This is a genomic window from Vibrio algarum, assembly GCF_028204155.1.
Taxonomy (GTDB): Bacteria; Pseudomonadota; Gammaproteobacteria; order Enterobacterales; family Vibrionaceae; genus Vibrio; species Vibrio algarum.
The window spans coordinates 481,920-496,973 of the sequence record NZ_JAQLOI010000001.1; the positions used below are offsets into that span (position 1 = coordinate 481,920).

The 15,054-nt window shown below is 43.6% G+C and carries 9 protein-coding genes, 4 tRNA genes, 3 rRNA genes and 1 pseudogene; 15 read left to right on the forward strand and 2 right to left on the reverse strand.

Annotated features, from left to right (window positions below):
- Positions 1 to 78: 78 nt before the first annotated feature.
- From rho to PGX00_RS02505, 13 genes and pseudogenes are all read left to right on the forward strand, one after another.
- A complete protein-coding gene (rho, locus tag PGX00_RS02445; protein WP_272137897.1) occupies positions 79 to 1,338 on the forward strand; it encodes a transcription termination factor Rho in 1,260 nt (419 codons plus the stop codon).
- Positions 1,339 to 1,538: 200 nt separating this feature from the next.
- A pseudogene (gene ubiD / locus PGX00_RS02450) lies at positions 1,539 to 2,978 on the forward strand (4-hydroxy-3-polyprenylbenzoate decarboxylase); the annotation flags it as partial.
- 23 nt (positions 2,979 to 3,001) lie between these two features.
- Positions 3,002 to 3,271, forward strand: coding sequence for a 2Fe-2S iron-sulfur cluster-binding protein (locus PGX00_RS02455; protein WP_272132556.1), 270 nt, complete (start codon positions 3,002 to 3,004; stop codon positions 3,269 to 3,271).
- Positions 3,272 to 3,279: 8 nt separating this feature from the next.
- Positions 3,280 to 3,990, forward strand: coding sequence for an NAD(P)H-flavin reductase (gene fre, locus PGX00_RS02460; protein WP_272132557.1), 711 nt, complete (start codon positions 3,280 to 3,282; stop codon positions 3,988 to 3,990).
- Between the two features lie 582 nt (positions 3,991 to 4,572).
- Positions 4,573 to 6,124 (forward strand): 16S ribosomal RNA (locus PGX00_RS02465).
- A 159-nt stretch (positions 6,125 to 6,283) separates the two neighbouring features.
- Positions 6,284 to 6,359: transfer RNA gene (locus PGX00_RS02470), tRNA-Glu, on the forward strand.
- Between the two features lie 2 nt (positions 6,360 to 6,361).
- Positions 6,362 to 6,437: transfer RNA gene (locus PGX00_RS02475), tRNA-Lys, on the forward strand.
- Positions 6,438 to 6,501: 64 nt separating this feature from the next.
- A tRNA-Val gene (locus PGX00_RS02480) sits at positions 6,502 to 6,577 on the forward strand.
- Between the two features lie 411 nt (positions 6,578 to 6,988).
- Positions 6,989 to 9,881: ribosomal RNA gene (locus tag PGX00_RS02485) — 23S ribosomal RNA — on the forward strand.
- A 93-nt stretch (positions 9,882 to 9,974) separates the two neighbouring features.
- Positions 9,975 to 10,090, forward strand: a 5S ribosomal RNA gene (rrf, locus tag PGX00_RS02490).
- Together the 16S, 23S and 5S rRNA genes with 4 tRNA genes alongside form the textbook arrangement of a ribosomal RNA operon.
- 81 nt (positions 10,091 to 10,171) lie before the next feature.
- A tRNA-Ser gene (locus PGX00_RS02495) sits at positions 10,172 to 10,262 on the forward strand.
- Positions 10,263 to 10,347: 85 nt separating this feature from the next.
- Positions 10,348 to 10,785, forward strand: coding sequence for a DUF6538 domain-containing protein (locus PGX00_RS02500; protein WP_272132559.1), 438 nt, complete (start codon positions 10,348 to 10,350; stop codon positions 10,783 to 10,785).
- A gap of 217 nt (positions 10,786 to 11,002) precedes the next feature.
- Entirely contained in the window at positions 11,003 to 11,413 is a 411-nt protein-coding gene (locus PGX00_RS02505; protein ID WP_272132560.1) for a site-specific integrase, read from the forward strand.
- 200 nt (positions 11,414 to 11,613) lie between these two features.
- On the opposite strand, the gene PGX00_RS02510 is transcribed toward PGX00_RS02505, so the two are convergent.
- Together PGX00_RS02510 and PGX00_RS02515 are read right to left on the reverse strand one after the other, a co-directional pair.
- Positions 11,614 to 13,299, reverse strand: a complete 1,686-nt coding sequence (locus PGX00_RS02510; protein WP_272132562.1) for a diguanylate cyclase — start codon at positions 13,297 to 13,299, stop codon at positions 11,614 to 11,616.
- A gap of 801 nt (positions 13,300 to 14,100) precedes the next feature.
- Positions 14,101 to 14,253: a hypothetical protein gene (locus PGX00_RS02515; protein WP_272132563.1), complete on the reverse strand. Its 153-nt coding sequence runs from the start codon at positions 14,251 to 14,253 to the stop codon at positions 14,101 to 14,103.
- Between PGX00_RS02515 and PGX00_RS02520 the strand changes: the two genes are divergently transcribed.
- Both PGX00_RS02520 and PGX00_RS02525 read left to right on the forward strand, forming a co-directional pair.
- Positions 14,252 to 14,551, forward strand: coding sequence for a site-specific integrase (locus PGX00_RS02520; RefSeq protein ID WP_272137899.1), 300 nt, complete (start codon positions 14,252 to 14,254; stop codon positions 14,549 to 14,551). The genes PGX00_RS02515 and PGX00_RS02520 overlap by 2 nt on opposite strands.
- Positions 14,552 to 14,669: 118 nt before the next feature.
- On the forward strand, positions 14,670 to 14,984 hold the full coding sequence (locus tag PGX00_RS02525) for a site-specific integrase (protein WP_272132564.1): 315 nt from the start codon (positions 14,670 to 14,672) through the stop codon (positions 14,982 to 14,984).
- The last annotated feature ends 70 nt before the right edge of the window (positions 14,985 to 15,054 follow it).

The window sequence follows — 15,054 nt, forward strand, 5'->3', positions numbered from 1 at the left end:
TCGCTCCTTAGACCGAAAAAACTCTAACTAACACAAACAGATCCTATTTTGACTACAAAAGCTAAAGCATCCACTACTATGAATCTGACTGAATTGAAGAACAGGCCTGTATCTGAGCTTGTTAAACTTGGTGAAAGCCTCGGTCTGGAAAACCTTGCTCGTCTACGTAAACAAGACATTATTTTCTCTACTCTTAAAGCCCACGCGAAAAGTGGTGAAGACATTTTTGGAGATGGTGTACTAGAAATCCTTCAAGACGGTTTTGGATTTCTACGTAGTGCAGATAGTTCCTATCTTGCGGGTCCAGATGATATCTATGTATCACCAAGCCAAATACGCCGTTTTAACTTACGTACTGGTGACTCAATTGCCGGAAAAATTCGTCCGCCTAAAGATGGTGAACGTTATTTTGCGCTACTAAAAGTTAACACTGTTAACCATGATAAACCTGACAATGCCCGTAATAAGATTCTTTTTGAAAACCTAACGCCTCTACATGCAAACGAACGCATGATTATGGAGCGCGGAAATGGTTCGACTGAAGATATCACGGCACGTGTTTTAGATTTGGCTTCACCTATTGGTAAAGGCCAACGTGGCTTGATTGTTGCTCCGCCAAAAGCGGGTAAAACAATGTTGCTGCAAAACATTGCTCAGAGTATTGCTCACAATCACCCTGAATGTGAATTGATGGTTTTACTTATCGATGAACGCCCAGAAGAAGTGACAGAAATGCAACGCCTTGTTAAAGGTGAAGTAATTGCGTCAACTTTTGATGAGCCAGCTTCACGTCACGTACAAGTGGCAGATATGGTAATCGAGAAAGCAAAACGTCTTGTAGAACATAAAAAAGATGTTGTGATACTACTTGATTCTATTACTCGTCTCGCACGTGCTTATAACACGGTAGTACCATCATCCGGTAAAGTACTAACAGGTGGTGTTGATGCGAATGCACTCCACCGTCCAAAGCGTTTCTTTGGTGCTGCACGTAATGTTGAAGAGGGTGGTAGTTTAACTATTATCGCAACTGCATTGGTTGATACGGGCTCTAAAATGGATGAAGTTATCTACGAAGAGTTTAAAGGTACAGGTAACATGGAGCTGCATCTTAATCGTAAAATTGCGGAAAAACGTGTATTCCCTGCTATTGATTTCAACCGTTCTGGAACTCGTCGTGAAGAATTACTAACAAAAGCTGATGAGCTACAGAAAATGTGGATTCTACGTAAGATTGTTCATCCAATGGGTGAAACTGACGCAATGGAATTCTTGATCGACAAATTAGCAATGACCAAAACAAATAATGAGTTCTTTGACGCGATGCGCAGACAATAACGTCACGTATAAGATCTTTCAGTTTTTAAGGTATAAGCTATTATTAAACGCCATTCGTATTTATACGAGTGGCGTTTTTGTTTTTAGATCAGCAATAACCTCTACTACCCATTATTTTTAAAACAATTCCACCTTAAAAAGTCGGTTTCGTTATTTTTTTGTTATAAAATGGCGACAATTCCAATAATTGAATGAGCCCTATGAGTATTAAGGATTTACGTGACTTTATTAGCCTTTTAGAAGATAAGGGTTTGCTTAAGCGTATTACTCACCCAATTGACCCACATTATGAGATGACAGAGATTAGTGATCGTACTTTGCGAGCTGGTGGTCCTGCTTTACTCTTTGAAAACCCAATTGGATATGACATTCCAGTACTCACAAACCTATTTGGTACAGCAGAACGCGTTGCGTTGGGGATGGGAAGAAAAGAAGTCTCAGAGCTTAGAGAAGTTGGAAAATTATTAGCTTATCTAAAAGAGCCAGAGCCACCAAAAGGATTTAAAGACGCGATTGATAAGATACCGGTATTTAAACAAGTTTTAAATATGCCGACTAAAAGACTTAGGAAAGCACCTTGCCAAGAGGTTATTTGGCAAGGTGCTGAGGTAGATTTAGACAAGTTACCCGTGATGAGTTGTTGGGCTGAAGACATCGCACCGCTATTAACATGGGGACTTACCGTTACAAAAGGTCCGAATCAAAGTCGTCAAAACTTAGGTATATACCGCCAACAAAAATTGTCGAAAAATAAAGTTATTATGCGTTGGTTAGCCCATAGAGGCGGTGCACTCGATTTACAAGATTGGATCGAACGTAATCCCGGAAAACCATTCCCTGTATCTGTCGCATTTGGAGCAGATCCTGCTACTATTTTAGGTGCAGTAACTCCTGTACCAGACTCTCTTTCTGAATACGCTTTTGCGGGTCTATTGAGAGGAAGCAAAACTGAAGTGGTAAAATCTATAAGTAATGACTTAGACGTTCCGGCAAGTGCAGAGATAGTTTTAGAAGGTTATATTGACCCTAATGAATTTGCTGATGAAGGCCCCTACGGTGATCATACTGGGTATTACAATGAAGTAGAACAACATCGCGTATTCACTATTACTCATGTCACCATGAGAAATAAACCTATTTATCACAGCACTTATACCGGAAGGCCACCAGATGAACCTGCGGTACTCGGTGTTGCGTTAAATGAAGTATTTGTACCTATACTTCAAAAACAGTTCCCAGAAATTGTTGATTTCTACTTACCTCCTGAAGGTTGCTCTTATCGAATGGCTGTAGTGACGATGAAGAAGCAATACCCCGGCCATGCTAAAAGAGTGATGATGGGGGTGTGGTCGTTTTTAAGACAATTTATGTATACAAAATTTGTCATTGTTTGTGATGATGATGTGAATGCCCGAGATTGGAATGATGTAATTTGGGCGATTACGACAAGAATGGATCCGTCACGCGATACCGTGATGATCGATAACACGCCGATCGATTCTCTGGATTTTGCATCACCAGTAGTTGGCTTAGGTTCAAAAATGGGACTGGACGCGACCAATAAGTGGGAAGGGGAGACAAGCAGAGAGTGGGGCAGACCTATAATGAAAGATCCTGAGGTCGTAGAGAAAATAGATGCAATTTGGGATGAATTAGACATTTTATGAGTCATAAAGTAACACTGCTTTCAAATGATCTAGAATTTGAAGTACCAACAGGACAAACGATACTCGAAGCCGCGCTCAACAATAATATAAGCTTCCCACATCGATGTCAGGTTGGTGCATGCGCTATGTGCATGTGCCGTAAGGTAGAGGGAGAGGTTTCATATCATTTAGACCCAGTATTGACCGATAGAGAAATACAAAGAGGTTGGATCTTTCCTTGCCAAGCATATGCAGAAACTAATCTTAAACTTACCTTTGAAGAGTAAGAGGAAATATGACGATTCGCTGTAAAGTAAAGTCCATTGAGTCCTTAACATGCAATACTTATAAAATATTGCTTCATCCTGAAACACCAGTTGAATTCAAAGCTGGTCAGTATCTAATGGTTGTTATGGGTGACAAAGATAAAAGACCATTTTCCATTGCGAGTAGCCCATGCCGAAATGAAGGAGAGCTTGAACTTCATATAGGAGCAGCGGAAGAGAATTCCTACGCAACGGAAGTTATCGAAAAAATGAATGAAGCTCAGACTAAAGGTGACGACGTAGAAATCGACGCACCGCACGGAGATGCTTGGCTGAAAAGTGGAGACCGGCCCATTTTACTCATTGCTGGAGGCACAGGGTTTAGTTATGTGCGTTCTATCATTGATCATTGTGTAAGTCAGAATATTAAGACACCAATATATCTTTATTGGGGAGCAAGATCTGATGGGCAGCTCTATGCATTTAACGAAATGAAAGCGTTGTCTGAGAAGTTCGATAATATTCACTTTGTTCCTGTAGTAGAAAGTGCACCTAATATATGGAATGGCAAAACAGGTAACGTTTTGTCTGCAGTTATTGCTGATTTTGAAAGTTTAGAAGATTTTGATATCTATATAGCGGGACGTTTCGAAATGGCGGGAGCAGCAAGAGAACAATTTAGTCTACAAAAGAACGCAGATAGAGAACGAATCTTCGGTGATGCTTATTCGTTTATCTAGGTTGTTATGAGATTGTAAGCAAAAGGAGGTTTTATAACCCTTTTTTTGCATTTTTGATGTGAAAAAGAACAATCAAAAATAAAATTTAAAATAATTAAGAAAAGGACTTGCGTCACATTAAAATCTCCCTATAATGCGCAACTCCTAACAGCGAGACCTTATTTAAAAAGGGTTTTGCTAGCAGGAACAAAATTTGGTCTTAGAGAAATAATTTTAAAAAAGTGTTTGACACGATGAGTTATCTCGCTAAAATGGCCGCCCACTTCAAAGGGAAAGTCGAAAGACTTAAAAGTAAGGTTTTACTTACCATTGAAGTACGCTCTTTAACAATTTAAACCTATATCAATCTGTGTGGGCACTCGTTGATGACAATCGACAATGATTCTCTGCTTTCGGGCAAGAAATCAAAAATCGGTTTCAATGAACTGAGTGACCTAATTTGATGCTTTCGAGTGTCGAACACAGTTATTTAAATACCATTCTGTTGGAATGGTATGAACTTTAAAGAACACTTTACTATTTGGCTTTGGCTAAAAAGTAAAAGGCAATTTAAAGTCAGTATTCATTGAGCCAAAAAAACTTAAATTGAAGAGTTTGATCATGGCTCAGATTGAACGCTGGCGGCAGGCTTAACACATGCAAGTCGAGCGGAAACGATACTAACAATCCTTCGGGTGCGTTATTAGGCGTCGAGCGGCGGACGGGTGAGTAATGCTTAGGAATTTGCCCAGTTGAGGGGGATAACTATTGGAAACGATAGCTAATACCGCATACGCCCTACGGGGGAAAGGAGGGGACCTTCGGGCCTTCCGCGATTGGATAAGCCTAAGTGAGATTAGCTAGTTGGTGGGGTAATGGCTCACCAAGGCGACGATCTCTAGCTGGTCTGAGAGGATGATCAGCCACACTGGAACTGAGACACGGTCCAGACTCCTACGGGAGGCAGCAGTGGGGAATATTGCACAATGGGCGAAAGCCTGATGCAGCCATGCCGCGTGTATGAAGAAGGCCTTCGGGTTGTAAAGTACTTTCAGTAGTGAGGAAGGCAGCAAGCTTAATACGTTTGTTGTTTGACGTTAGCTACAGAAGAAGCACCGGCTAACTCCGTGCCAGCAGCCGCGGTAATACGGAGGGTGCGAGCGTTAATCGGAATTACTGGGCGTAAAGCGCATGCAGGTGGTTTGTTAAGTCAGATGTGAAAGCCCGGGGCTCAACCCCGGAAGGTCATTTGAAACTGGCAAACTAGAGTACTGTAGAGGGGGTAGAATTTCAGGTGTAGCGGTGAAATGCGTAGAGATCTGAAGGAATACCAGTGGCGAAGGCGGCCCCCTGGACAGATACTGACACTCAGATGCGAAAGCGTGGGGAGCAAACAGGATTAGATACCCTGGTAGTCCACGCCGTAAACGATGTCTACTTGGAGGTTGTGGCCTTGAGCCGTGGCTTTCGGAGCTAACGCGTTAAGTAGACCGCCTGGGGAGTACGGTCGCAAGATTAAAACTCAAATGAATTGACGGGGGCCCGCACAAGCGGTGGAGCATGTGGTTTAATTCGATGCAACGCGAAGAACCTTACCTACTCTTGACATCCAGAGAATTTGCTAGAGATAGCTTAGTGCCTTCGGGAGCTCTGAGACAGGTGCTGCATGGCTGTCGTCAGCTCGTGTTGTGAAATGTTGGGTTAAGTCCCGCAACGAGCGCAACCCTTATCCTTAATTGCCAGCGAGTTATGTCGGGAACTTTGGGGAGACTGCCGGTGATAAACCGGAGGAAGGTGGGGACGACGTCAAGTCATCATGGCCCTTACGAGTAGGGCTACACACGTGCTACAATGGCGCATACAGAGGGCAGCCAACTAGCAATAGTGAGCGAATCCCAAAAAGTGCGTCGTAGTCCGGATTGGAGTCTGCAACTCGACTCCATGAAGTCGGAATCGCTAGTAATCGTGGATCAGAATGCCACGGTGAATACGTTCCCGGGCCTTGTACACACCGCCCGTCACACCATGGGAGTGGGCTGCAAAAGAAGTAGGTAGTTTAACCTTCGGGGGGACGCTTACCACTTTGTGGTTCATGACTGGGGTGAAGTCGTAACAAGGTAGCCCTAGGGGAACCTGGGGCTGGATCACCTCCTTAAACGATAGATTGCTTGATGAGTGTCCACACAGATTGATTAGGTTTAGAAAGTAAAGAGAGCCTTTTGTTTTCACTTTTTGATAAGTGAAGATGAAAGAAATGTACCTGCTTAATTGCGGGTGCGCGTGTGAAAGTGCCCAACACTTTTATACAACCTGTGTCCCGTTCGTCTAGAGGCCTAGGACACCGCCCTTTCACGGCGGTAACAGGGGTTCGACTCCCCTACGGGATACCATTGGGTCGTTAGCTCAGCTGGTAGAGCAGTTGACTTTTAATCAATTGGTCGCAGGTTCGAATCCTGCACGACCCACCATTCTTTCCCACGAAGGAATTAAAACCGTTTCGTTTTCACGTTGAAAAGTGAAAGCAAACAACGTGGGCGATTAGCTCAGTTGGGAGAGCACCTCCCTTACAAGGAGGGGGTCACTGGTTCGAGCCCGGTATCGCCCACCATTCTCTAAGTATTTTTGGTGTTATAAGCAAACCAATGGTTATTAATTATTGGTTTATTGTTGTCCCTGAAAGTCTTTAGAAAATGTGATTGGCTTATTTCTATAAGCATGAAACATTTTGCTCTTTAACAATTTGGAAAGCTGACTGACAAATAATTGATTATTATTTGTCAAAATAAAAGTTCTCAAATCCTATTGGCTTCTTTTTAGAAAGAAAACGATAGGTACTTGTTGTTACTTCGGTAATAACAAACCAACACACATTCAAGTGTTCTTGGAAACACCTAACTTCGGTTAGATTGTTTAATATTTGAGTCCGGCAAAATCGAAAATGTTGTCTCGCTCATAATAAAGAGACAACGATTTAAAACCTTGGTTGTTTGCCATACATAAAGACCTCTTGGGGTTGTATGGTTAAGTGACTAAGCGTACACGGTGGATGCCTTGGCAGTCAGAGGCGATGAAGGACGTATTAACTTGCGATAAGCGTAGATAAGGCAGTAAAAGCCACTTGAGTCTACGATTTCCGAATGGGGAAACCCACTAGCATAAGCTAGTATTATTAACTGAATACATAGGTTAATAAGGCAAACCCGGGGAACTGAAACATCTAAGTACCCGGAGGAGTAGAAATCAACCGAGATTCCGAAAGTAGCGGCGAGCGAAATTGGATTAGCCCTTAAGCTTTTAATGATGCAGGTGAAGATTCTGGAAAGTATCGCGATACAGGGTGATAGCCCCGTAACCGACACATCATTTTAAGTGAAAACGAGTAAGGCGGGACACGTGATATCCTGTTTGAATATGGGGGGACCATCCTCCAAGGCTAAATACTACTGACTGACCGATAGTGAACCAGTACCGTGAGGGAAAGGCGAAAAGAACCCCTGTGAGGGGAGTGAAATAGAACCTGAAACCGTGTACGTACAAGCAGTAGGAGCAGGCATTGCGTCCTGTGACTGCGTACCTTTTGTATAATGGGTCAGCGACTTATATTTAGTAGCAAGGTTAACCGTATAGGGGAGCCGTAGGGAAACCGAGTCTTAACTGGGCGTCGAGTTGCTAGGTATAGACCCGAAACCAGGTGATCTAGCCATGGGCAGGTTGAAGGTTGAGTAACATCAACTGGAGGACCGAACCGACTAATGTTGAAAAATTAGCGGATGACTTGTGGCTAGGGGTGAAAGGCCAATCAAACCTGGAGATAGCTGGTTCTCCCCGAAAGCTATTTAGGTAGCGCCTCGGACGAATACTACTGGGGGTAGAGCACTGTTAAGGCTAGGGGGTCATCCCGACTTACCAACCCTTTGCAAACTCCGAATACCAGTAAGTACTATCCGGGAGACACACGGCGGGTGCTAACGTCCGTCGTGGAGAGGGAAACAACCCAGACCGCCAGCTAAGGTCCCAAAGTATAGCTAAGTGGGAAACGATGTGGGAAGGCTCAGACAGCCAGGATGTTGGCTTAGAAGCAGCCATCATTTAAAGAAAGCGTAATAGCTCACTGGTCGAGTCGGCCTGCGCGGAAGATGTAACGGGGCTAAGCTATACACCGAAGCTGCGGCAACATAATTTATTATGTTGGGTAGGGGAGCGTTCTGTAAGCCGTTGAAGGTGAACTGTAAGGTTTGCTGGAGGTATCAGAAGTGCGAATGCTGACATGAGTAACGATAATGGGGGTGAAAAACCCCCACGCCGGAAGACCAAGGGTTCCTGTCCAACGTTAATCGGGGCAGGGTAAGTCGACCCCTAAGGCGAGGCCGAAAGGCGTAGTCGATGGGAAACGGGTTAATATTCCCGTACTTCTTATAATTGCGATGGGGGGACGGAGAAGGCTAGGTGAGCCTGGCGATGGTTGTCCAGGTTCAAGGGTGTAGGCTAATTTCTTAGGTAAATCCGGGAAATTGTTAGGCTGAGACCCGATGTCGAGCCACTACGGTGGTGAAGTCATTGATGCCATGCTTCCAGGAAAAGCCTCTAAGCTTCAGATTATAAGAAATCGTACCCCAAACCGACACAGGTGGTCGGGTAGAGAATACCAAGGCGCTTGAGAGAACTCGGGTGAAGGAACTAGGCAAAATGGTACCGTAACTTCGGGAGAAGGTACGCTCTTGACGGTGAAATCCCTAGCGGATGGAGCTATCGGGAGTCGCAGATACCAGGTGGCTGCAACTGTTTATTAAAAACACAGCACTGTGCAAAATCGTAAGATGACGTATACGGTGTGACGCCTGCCCGGTGCCGGAAGGTTAATTGATGGGGTTAGTCTTAGGACGAAGCTCTTGATCGAAGCCCCGGTAAACGGCGGCCGTAACTATAACGGTCCTAAGGTAGCGAAATTCCTTGTCGGGTAAGTTCCGACCTGCACGAATGGCGTAATGATGGCCACGCTGTCTCCACCCGAGACTCAGTGAAATTGAAATCGCTGTGAAGATGCAGTGTACCCGCGGCTAGACGGAAAGACCCCGTGAACCTTTACTACAGCTTGGCACTGAACATTGACCCTACATGTGTAGGATAGGTGGGAGACTTTGAAACTTCGTCGCTAGATGGAGTGGAGTCGACCTTGAAATACCACCCTTGTATGCTTGATGTTCTAACTTAGCCCCATAATCTGGGGTGAGGACAGTGCCTGGTGGGTAGTTTGACTGGGGCGGTCTCCTCCCAAAGAGTAACGGAGGAGCACGAAGGTGGGCTAAACACGGTTGGACATCGTGTGGTTAGTGCAATGGCATAAGCCCGCTTGACTGCGAGAATGACAATTCGAGCAGGTGCGAAAGCAGGTCATAGTGATCCGGTGGTTCTGAATGGAAGGGCCATCGCTCAACGGATAAAAGGTACTCCGGGGATAACAGGCTGATACCGCCCAAGAGTTCATATCGACGGCGGTGTTTGGCACCTCGATGTCGGCTCATCACATCCTGGGGCTGAAGTCGGTCCCAAGGGTATGGCTGTTCGCCATTTAAAGTGGTACGCGAGCTGGGTTTAGAACGTCGTGAGACAGTTCGGTCCCTATCTGCCGTGGGCGTTGGAAGATTGAAGGGGGCTGCTCCTAGTACGAGAGGACCGGAGTGGACGAACCTCTGGTGTTCGGGTTGTCATGCCAATGGCATTGCCCGGTAGCTAAGTTCGGAATCGATAAGCGCTGAAAGCATCTAAGCGCGAAGCGAGCCCTGAGATGAGTCTTCCCTGGCACTTTAAGTGTCCTAAAGGGTTGTTCGAGACTAGAACGTTGATAGGCAGGGTGTGTAAGCGTTGTGAGGCGTTGAGCTAACCTGTACTAATTGCCCGTGAGGCTTAACCATACAACACCCAAGGGGTTTTGTGGACTCAATGAAAGAACATTGAATGTGTGAAGAATTTATATTTTTGTTGGCTTTTCGAATTTTAAGATTTTGCTTGGCGACCATAGCATTGTGGACCCACCTGATTCCATGCCGAACTCAGAAGTGAAACGCAATAGCGCCGATGGTAGTGTGGGGTTTCCCCATGTGAGAGTAGGACATCGCCAGGCTTTATTAAGTTTTTAGGTTTAACGACCTGAAGACAAAAACTAATTAAAGCAATATATAAGACTTTAATTATAACAATTTGTGGAGAGATGGCTGAGTGGTTGAAAGCACCGGTCTTGAAAACCGGCATACGTTTGTAGCGTATCTAGGGTTCAAATCCCTATCTCTCCGCCACTTTTAAAGATTAAACCGCTGTTTTTACAGCGGTTTTTTCGTATCTAGAGCCTCGAAAATCATCTTGCACATATAGGTGGCACAGATGTACTTATTGAGACTTCCAAATAGCGTTTACTACACTCGTATCGCAACCCCTCTTCCACTGCGTGAAAGGGGTTACCCTAAAGAACTCAAATTCTCCCTTCTGACCCGTGAACGAAAAGTTGCTTACCTAAGAAATATCGAACAGGTTCAACTACTCCATGCGCTTTTCGATAAAGCCAAGGCGACGGCATTGAGTTATGCCGAGTTCAAAGCTGAGCTTGCTGATACCATTAATCAGTTGCGTCAAAACTACCGTTCCCAACCAGAAACCACGACCAGCGCACCGAAGCTTAGTGGCACTACCGTAGTAAAGACAGCATCATCCCGCTCAAGTGTTGGTAAAGAAGAGCTCAACCACTTCATTAAATCCAAACAGTTAGAAATGTTACCCAGTAAACCATTTAACAACTCCAGCAGCGCTGTAATGATTTTTTAAACTATCTATCTAACCAAGGTACTGAAAAACCAAGTAACAGCCTAGCCATGGCTTACAGAGATGAGCTGATACAGTGTAAGCTTAGCCACAAGAGCTTAAAGGACTATCTAGCCGAAAATCGGCAGTTCTTTAACGGGTGCGTGGCAAAAGAATTGATAGTATGTAATCCGATGATGCGGAAAACCAACACCTGAAAAATGCGGCTTCCAACAGAGTTGTGCCAATACACCAGAAGTTGCTTCAATCACGCTTTCTTGATTATATAGAGCAACGAAAACAACAAGGCGCTATTCAGCTTTTTGACCTAGTTCCTCGTGGAGACGACCTAGATTGGTCAAAAGATTATCGTGACGTTTTTGGCGATGTATTGGATGCCTGTCGCTTCAAAGCGAGACAGCGACCAACCGCTTATTCTTTCCGACATACCGTTGTCGATGAACTACAAAAGGCTGGCATTGAAGAGCATGTAGTAGCTCAGATTGTCGGTCATAAACACAACACGATGACCTATAGCAACTCGTTGCGCTCCCGTCACACTTTTGCTTCGCAAAAGATGAACGTGAGCTGCGGGCAAGAGAAGTCTCTCTTGACTCTCTGCCATGCCAACCAAAACGGTTGGCATGAATAACCGATGCTACAAGTTGGTTTCTTAGCACGGAAATGCCCCAAGTTTGCCAGCGAGACAATTGACCGATAGATCTCGGACTGATTTATCAGGCGTTGTCTCAATAAGCGGGATCTAAAACGTGGAGAGAGAAAACTCCCTGAACCGTGCATTTGTAGTCTTGATTCTAGCAGGGATAGCGTTGCATAATTATAGAGTTACTATCAAAAAACGACTTTATTCTTACCTGTTTCTTTGGCTTGATATAGCGCTTTATCTGCTTTAGCCAAAACAGAACCTACGCTTATTTCTTCCGCTTGATATTCTGCCACACCCACACTGACCGTGGTGTAGATGATGTATTGACCAAACTGGATTCTGAGTTTTTCAATTTTTGATCTTACTCTTTCGGCCATCTCTATGGACTGTTGTCGGGTACCATTTGTTAAAATTACAGCAAACTCTTCACCACCAATTCTAGCAACAACATCTGATTTGCGAGATATTGAGATAAGCGCTTTCGCTACGTTTTTAATGACACTATCACCAGCAGCATGACCATAAGTATCATTTATTTTCTTAAACTCATCGATATCGAGCATGACTACAGTGTAATTATTACTTGTTCTTTGGGTTTGGTTATGAATTAACTCACCCAATTCAAAAAACGCGCGGCGATTACTAATATTAGTAAGCTCATCAACTCGAGCTATTTTTTCTGCTTCTTGATAAAGAACTGATAGCTCTTTCGTACGCTCATCAACCTTTTTCTCCAGAAGCTTCCGTTCTTTGGATAGAGCGTTCTTAACTGCTTTGAGTTTCCGATTGTAGATAGTGAGTATTATCAATAGCACCACCAGAACTAGCAAGAACGCAGTTAAAATTATGGCTTCCTTTTTGTGCTCTTCCCATAAGGAAGGAGGTCTGTTAAGAACTTGAGCTTTGTCACTGATTTTGCTCTGGTATCCCCAACGAATAATTTCATTCCAGTCGTAAACAAACTCGAAACCATTGTGAGAGAACCCTACTGGTTTGCCCTTAATGATGTCTAAAACAGCTTCTCCCGCCATCATCCCCAACTCTGTAGGAGAGTGTAGATAACCGCCAACCGAGCCGAAGCCTAGTTCAGTAACCGAAGTTGCGAAAATTGGTACGTCGGCCACCTTATGAAGCTCTTTGAGAACAAAAACAGGTGGCAACCCTTTTCCTTCATGTTCTCGATAGATAGGGGTATAAAAGACAGCATTATTACTTGGTATTTCTGAGACTTCTTTTAGCAAGCTTGTTAAGTTTTTGTTTTCAAGAGATTTGTAGATAATACCTCTCTGCTCCAGCTCTTGAGTAATACTTTTTAACCTATGTAAGTCGCTAGGCTTATTTGTGTCCCCAACGATAAAAAAGGTCACTGGATTGGACAAGCGAATGGCTTCCGTAATCATTGATGAGTAGTCAATTTCTGTATCTATGATGACCGCACCATCTATCCCATTTACGTCATGAGGCTTTGGTTGAATTAGAATTCGCGTGGAATTGGAGAAAAGGTCAGGATGCTCCATTGAGAAGTGCGATGCAGCGGGGCCCGCCGAGATAAAGATGTCAGGTGTTTTGTTGTTAAACTTATTTTTTAAATAACGATACATGACATTGTATTGCCCTACTTCATCAAAGCGTCCAGAATCAAGATGATCTGTGTAGAAAACATATGGTGGAGTGGATTGTTCGAGGTTCTTCCTAACCCCTTGGCTAACCAACTCAGTCCATGGAGACTCAGAGCTACCCGAACCCAAAAAGAATATTCTGGTTGGTTGTGACGTCTCATAAGAGAGGGCTTTAAAAGAAGCGAAAATTGCTAATATAAAGATACTTAACCATTTCTTAATTAAGTACATGTTACTTACGACACTGCTCAAAATAGTTATTCATGAAGATAATGTATACATCTCATTCTGTTATTGAATTTATATCATCTACCTTAGCACATAATCATAAAAGACAGCCAAGAGTACCCTTTACCCTAGAGCGCATATGTGACGCATAGGTTGAGTTGAATAATTTGCAACCACTTTTTTGGATAACTTAATCCATTAAATAAACGGTACTCGTGGAAGGTTTTATCCATTTCCTTGAAAATTGACCACCGCTAGATACTCAACCCGAGGGTCAAAGTTAGTAAGTTGAGTAACTAACTTACTAACATGACAAACGTAACAATGATGGATAAACAATCGGATATATCTTGACGTTAGACGATGAAGTGGGGTTTAATCTCTACCAGACAGATGACTAAATTGATCTCCCTGGATTCTAGGTAAGCGTTTGTAAAGTAATCGAATTTAATTCTTTTGTATTGAGTTTAAATCCCTATCTCTCCGACACTTTTAAAGATTAAACCGCTGTTTTTACGGCGGTTTTTTCGTATCTAGAGCCTCGAAAATCATCTTGCACATATAGGTGGCACAGATGTACTTATTGAGACTTCCAAATAGCGTTTACTACACTAGTATTGCAACCCCTCTTCCACTGCGTGATAGAGGCTACCCAAAAGAGTTAAAATTCTCCCTTCTTATCCGTGAGTGAAAAGTTGCTTACCTGAGAAATATCGAACAGGTTCAACTACTTCACGCTCTTTTCGACAAAGCCAAGGCGACGGCATTGAGTTTTACCGAGTTCAAAGCGGAGCTAGCTGATGCCATTAATCAGTAGCGTTAAAGCTACCGCTCCCAACCAGAAACCACGACCAACGCACCGAAGCTTAGTGGCACTACCGCAGTAAAGGCAGCATCATTCCGCTTAAGTGTTGGTAAAGAAGAGCTCAACCACTTCATTAAATCCAAACAGTTAGAAAATGTTACCCAGTTAACCATTAAACAATTCCAGCAGCGCTGTAATGATTTTCTAAACTATCTAACTAAGCAAGATAATGAGAAACCGAGCAACAGCCTAGCAATGGCTTATCGAGACGAGTTGATACAGCGTAAGCTTAGTCATAAGAGCTTAAAGGACTATCTAGCCGCAAATCGGCAGTTCTTTAACTGGTGCGTGGCAAAAGAATTGATAGTATGTAATCCGATTATGGTGGTAAAACTACCGAAAAATGGAAATGCACCAACCCAACGAAGGCGCTGGAAAGCGGTAGAACTGAAAAACCTATTCTCTAGTTGAGCCTATCAAGAGCAAGGTGAGCAATTTGATTAGTTAACCAAGTTACAGATGCATCAAGGACATCAACTTAGGTAAATTGCCTTATATCCACTTTTCCGACGATGCGGAAAACCAACACTTGAAAAATGCCACTTCCAACCGAGTTGTACCGATACACAATAAGTTGCTTCAATCAGACTTCTTAGACTATGTGGAGCAACGAAAACAACAAGGCGCGATTCAGCTCTTTGACCTAATTTCTCGTGGAGACGACCTAGATTGGTTAAAAGGTTATCGTGACGCATTTGGCGATGTTCTGGATGCCTGTCACTTCAAAGCTGGACAGCGACCAACTGCTTATTCTTTCCGACATACCGTTGTTGACGAACTACAAAAGGCTGGCATTGACGAGCAGGTAGTCAAAACGGTTGGAATGAATAAACAATATTACTAACTGGTTCTTTAGCATAGAGATACGCAATTTTGAGCTGGCAAGATTTTTAACCGATAAATATCGTCGCCAA

Bases quoted from the DNA above. Each gene is read 5' to 3' on its own strand.
- rho (WP_272137897.1), top strand. From the start codon at position 79: ATGAATCTGACTGAATTGAAGAACAGGCCTGTATCTGAGCTTGTTAAA.
- PGX00_RS02455 (WP_272132556.1), top strand. From the start codon at position 3,002: ATGAGTCATAAAGTAACACTGCTTTCAAATGATCTAGAATTTGAAGTA.
- fre (WP_272132557.1), top strand. From the start codon at position 3,280: ATGACGATTCGCTGTAAAGTAAAGTCCATTGAGTCCTTAACATGCAAT.
- PGX00_RS02500 (WP_272132559.1), top strand. From the start codon at position 10,348: ATGTACTTATTGAGACTTCCAAATAGCGTTTACTACACTCGTATCGCA.
- PGX00_RS02515 (WP_272132563.1), bottom strand. From the start codon at position 14,253: ATGGTTAACTGGGTAACATTTTCTAACTGTTTGGATTTAATGAAGTGG.